Source organism: Gottfriedia acidiceleris, from assembly GCF_050457485.1.
In the GTDB taxonomy this organism is placed as follows: Bacteria; Bacillota; Bacilli; order Bacillales; family Bacillaceae_G; genus Gottfriedia; species Gottfriedia acidiceleris_D.
This window is the reverse complement of sequence record NZ_JBCMJM010000014.1, coordinates 1-4,746: the sequence shown is the minus strand read 5'-3', so window position 1 is coordinate 4,746 and position 4,746 is coordinate 1. Positions and strand designations below refer to the sequence as shown.

General features: G+C 51.3%; 2 rRNA genes. Both read right to left on the bottom strand.

Features of this window, described 5'->3' with window-relative positions:
* Positions 1-31: 31 nt before the first annotated feature.
* Positions 32-2,969: ribosomal RNA gene (locus tag ABEY15_RS14865) — 23S ribosomal RNA — on the bottom strand.
* Between the two features lie 152 nt (positions 2,970-3,121).
* A 16S ribosomal RNA gene (locus ABEY15_RS14860) occupies positions 3,122-4,671 on the bottom strand.
* The 16S and 23S rRNA genes sit together here, the layout of an rRNA operon.
* Positions 4,672-4,746 lie beyond the last annotated feature (75 nt).

Genomic DNA, 4,746 nt, shown 5'->3' with positions numbered 1-4,746 from the left:
TCAAAACTAGATAATGTCATTATCAAACTTGTTAGTTAAGTCCTCGACCGATTAGTATCAGTCAGCTCCACGTGTCACCACGCTTCCACCTCTGACCTATCAACCTGATCGTCTCTCAGGGGTCTTACTAGCTTAACGCTATGGGAAATCTCATCTTGAGGGGGGCTTCATGCTTAGATGCTTTCAGCACTTATCCCTTCCACACATAGCTACCCAGCCATGCTCTTGGCAGAACAACTGGTACACCAGCGGTGTGTCCATCCCGGTCCTCTCGTACTAAGGACAGCTCCTCTCAAATTTCCTGCGCCCACGACGGATAGGGACCGAACTGTCTCACGACGTTCTGAACCCAGCTCGCGTACCGCTTTAATGGGCGAACAGCCCAACCCTTGGGACCGACTACAGCCCCAGGATGCGATGAGCCGACATCGAGGTGCCAAACCTCCCCGTCGATGTGGACTCTTGGGGGAGATAAGCCTGTTATCCCCGGGGTAGCTTTTATCCGTTGAGCGATGGCCCTTCCATGCGGAACCACCGGATCACTAAGCCCGACTTTCGTCCCTGCTCGACTTGTAGGTCTCGCAGTCAAGCTCCCTTATGCCTTTACACTCTTCGAATGATTTCCAACCATTCTGAGGGAACCTTTGGGCGCCTCCGTTACTCTTTAGGAGGCGACCGCCCCAGTCAAACTGCCCACCTGACACTGTCTCCGAGCCGGATCACGGCTCTAGGTTAGAATTTCAATACAGCCAGGGTAGTATCCCACCGACGCCTCCACCGAAGCTAGCGCTCCGGCTTCTCAGGCTCCTACCTATCCTGTACAAGCTGTACCAAAATTCAATATCAAGCTGCAGTAAAGCTCCACGGGGTCTTTCCGTCCTGTCGCGGGTAACCTGCATCTTCACAGGTACTATAATTTCACCGAGTCTATGGTTGAGACAGTGCCCAAATCGTTACGCCTTTCGTGCGGGTCGGAACTTACCCGACAAGGAATTTCGCTACCTTAGGACCGTTATAGTTACGGCCGCCGTTTACTGGGGCTTCAATTCAGAGCTTCTCCCGTAAGGGATAACCCCTCCTCTTAACCTTCCAGCACCGGGCAGGCGTCAGCCCCTATACTTCGCCTTGCGGCTTCGCAGAGACCTGTGTTTTTGCTAAACAGTCGCTTGGGCCTTTTCACTGCGGCTCTCCCGGGCATACACCCAAAAGAGCACCCCTTCTCCCGAAGTTACGGGGTCATTTTGCCGAGTTCCTTAACCATAGTTCTCTCGCTCACCTTAGGATTCTCTCCTCGCCTACCTGTGTCGGTTTGCGGTACAGGCACCTATTTCCTCGCTAGAAGCTTTTCTTGGCAGCGTAGAATCAGGAACTTCGGTACTATATTTCCCTCGCCATCACAACTCAGCCTTATGATGTGCGGATTTGCCTACACATCAGCCTAATTGCTTGGACGCGCATATCCAGCAGCGCGCTTACCCTATCTTTCTGCGTCCCTCCATTGCTCAAACGGAAATGAGGTGGTACAGGAATATCAACCTGTTGTCCATCGCCTACGCCTGTCGGCCTCGGCTTAGGTCCTGACTAACCCTGGGAGGACGAGCCTTCCCCAGGAAACCTTAGGCATACGGTGGACGGGATTCTCACCCGTCTTTCGCTACTCATACCGGCATTCTCACTTCTAAGCGCTCCACCAGTCCTTACGATCTAGCTTCAACGCCCTTAGAACGCTCCCCTACCACTGATACCATACGGTATCAATCCGCAGCTTCGGTGATACGTTTAGCCCCGTTACATTTTCGGCGCAGAGTCACTCGACCAGTGAGCTATTACGCACTCTTTAAATGGTGGCTGCTTCTAAGCCAACATCCTGGTTGTCTAAGCAACTCCACATCCTTTTCCACTTAACGTATACTTTGGGACCTTAGCTGGCGGTCTGGGCTGTTTCCCTCTTGACCACGGATCTTATCACTCGTAGTCTGACTCCTATGGATAAGTCATTGGCATTCGGAGTTTGACTGAATTCGGTAACCCGTTGGGGGCCCCTAGTCCAATCAGTGCTCTACCTCCAAGACTCTAACACATAAGGCTAGCCCTAAAGCTATTTCGGGGAGAACCAGCTATCTCCGAGTTCGATTGGAATTTCTCCGCTACCCACACCTCATCCCCGCACTTTTCAACGTGCGTGGGTTCGGACCTCCATTCAGTGTTACCTGAACTTCATCCTGGACATGGGTAGATCACTCGGTTTCGGGTCTACGACCACGTACTATATCGCCCTATTCAGACTCGCTTTCGCTGCGGCTCCGTCTCTTCAACTTAACCTTGCACGGGATCGTAACTCGCCGGTTCATTCTACAAAAGGCACGCCATCACTCGTTAACGAGCTCTGACTATTTGTAAGCACACGGTTTCAGGTTCTCTTTCACTCCCCTTCCGGGGTGCTTTTCACCTTTCCCTCACGGTACTGGTTCACTATCGGTCACTAGGTAGTATTTAGCCTTGGGAGATGGTCCTCCCAGATTCCGACGGAATTTCACGTGTTCCGCCGTACTCAGGATCCACTCAAGAGGGAACGAGGTTTCAACTACAGGGTTTTTACCTTCTTCGACGGACCTTTCCAGGTCGCTTCATTTACCCCGTTCCTTTGTAACTCCGTATAGAGTGTCCTACAACCCCAAGAGGCAAGCCTCTTGGTTTGGGCTATCTTCCGTTTCGCTCGCCGCTACTCAGGAAATCGCTATTGCTTTCTATTCCTCCAGGTACTTAGATGTTTCAGTTCCCTGGGTCTGTCCTCAGTACCCTATGTATTCAGGTAAAGATACTACTCCATTACGAGTAGTGGGTTTCCCCATTCGGAAATCTCCGGATCAAAGCTTACTTACAGCTCCCCGAAGCATATCGGTGTTAGTCCCGTCCTTCATCGACTCCTAGTGCCAAGGCATCCACCGTGCGCCCTTTCTAACTTAACTAATTTTAAAACTAATTGAATTAAACTTACGCAGTTTAATGAATGACATTATCTAGTTTTCAAGGTACAAAATTGAGAGTGAACTCTCAAAACTAAACAAAACAATGAAGAAACATTTCATACATGAACCAACGGTTCATGATGTCTCCATAGAAAGGAGGTGATCCAGCCGCACCTTCCGATACGGCTACCTTGTTACGACTTCACCCCAATCATCTGTCCCACCTTAGGCGGCTGGCCCCTAAAAGGTTACCCCACCGACTTCGGGTGTTACAAACTCTCGTGGTGTGACGGGCGGTGTGTACAAGGCCCGGGAACGTATTCACCGCGGCATGCTGATCCGCGATTACTAGTGATTCCGGCTTCATGTAGGCGAGTTGCAGCCTACAATCCGAACTGAGAATAGTTTTATGGGATTAGCTCCACCTCGCGGTCTTGCAACCCTTTGTACTATCCATTGTAGCACGTGTGTAGCCCAGGTCATAAGGGGCATGATGATTTGACGTCATCCCCACCTTCCTCCGGTTTGTCACCGGCAGTCACCTTAGAGTGCCCAACTAAATGCTGGCAACTAAGATCAAGGGTTGCGCTCGTTGCGGGACTTAACCCAACATCTCACGACACGAGCTGACGACAACCATGCACCACCTGTCACTCTGTCCCCGAAGGGAAAGCCCTATCTCTAGGGTTGTCAGAGGATGTCAAGACCTGGTAAGGTTCTTCGCGTTGCTTCGAATTAAACCACATGCTCCACCACTTGTGCGGGCCCCCGTCAATTCCTTTGAGTTTCAGTCTTGCGACCGTACTCCCCAGGCGGAGTGCTTAATGCGTTAACTTCAGCACTAAAGGGCGGAAACCCTCTAACACTTAGCACTCATCGTTTACAGCGTGGACTACCAGGGTATCTAATCCTGTTTGCTCCCCACGCTTTCGCGCCTCAGCGTCAGTTACAGACCAGAAAGTCGCCTTCGCCACTGGTGTTCCTCCAAATCTCTACGCATTTCACCGCTACACTTGGAATTCCACTTTCCTCTTCTGCACTCAAGTTTCCCAGTTTCCAATGACCCTCCCCGGTTGAGCCGGGGGCTTTCACATCAGACTTAAGAAACCGCCTGCGCGCGCTTTACGCCCAATAATTCCGGACAACGCTTGCCACCTACGTATTACCGCGGCTGCTGGCACGTAGTTAGCCGTGGCTTTCTGGTTAGGTACCGTCAAGGTGCCAGCTTATTCAACTAGCACTTATTCTTCCCTAACAACAGAGCTTTACGACCCGAAGGCCTTCATCGCTCACGCGGCGTTGCTCCGTCAGACTTTCGTCCATTGCGGAAGATTCCCTACTGCTGCCTCCCGTAGGAGTCTGGGCCGTGTCTCAGTCCCAGTGTGGCCGATCACCCTCTCAGGTCGGCTACGCATCGTCGCCTTGGTGAGCCGTTACCTCACCAACTAGCTAATGCGCCGCGGGCCCATCTGTAAGTGATAGCCGAAGCCATCTTTCAATAAAGGAACAGGAGTTCCTTTATGTCATCCGGTATTAGCTCCGGTTTCCCGAAGTTATCCCAGTCTTACAGGTAGGTTGCCCACGTGTTACTCACCCGTCCGCCGCTAACTAACGGGAGCAAGCTCCCATTAGTCCGCTCGACTTGCATGTATTAGGCACGCCGCCAGCGTTCGTCCTGAGCCAGGATCAAACTCTCCATAAAAGTTAAGTTTAAATCTTGTATTGCTCAAAAAACTAATAATTGACGTTTACTTCATGTTTTGTTTAGTTTTCAAAG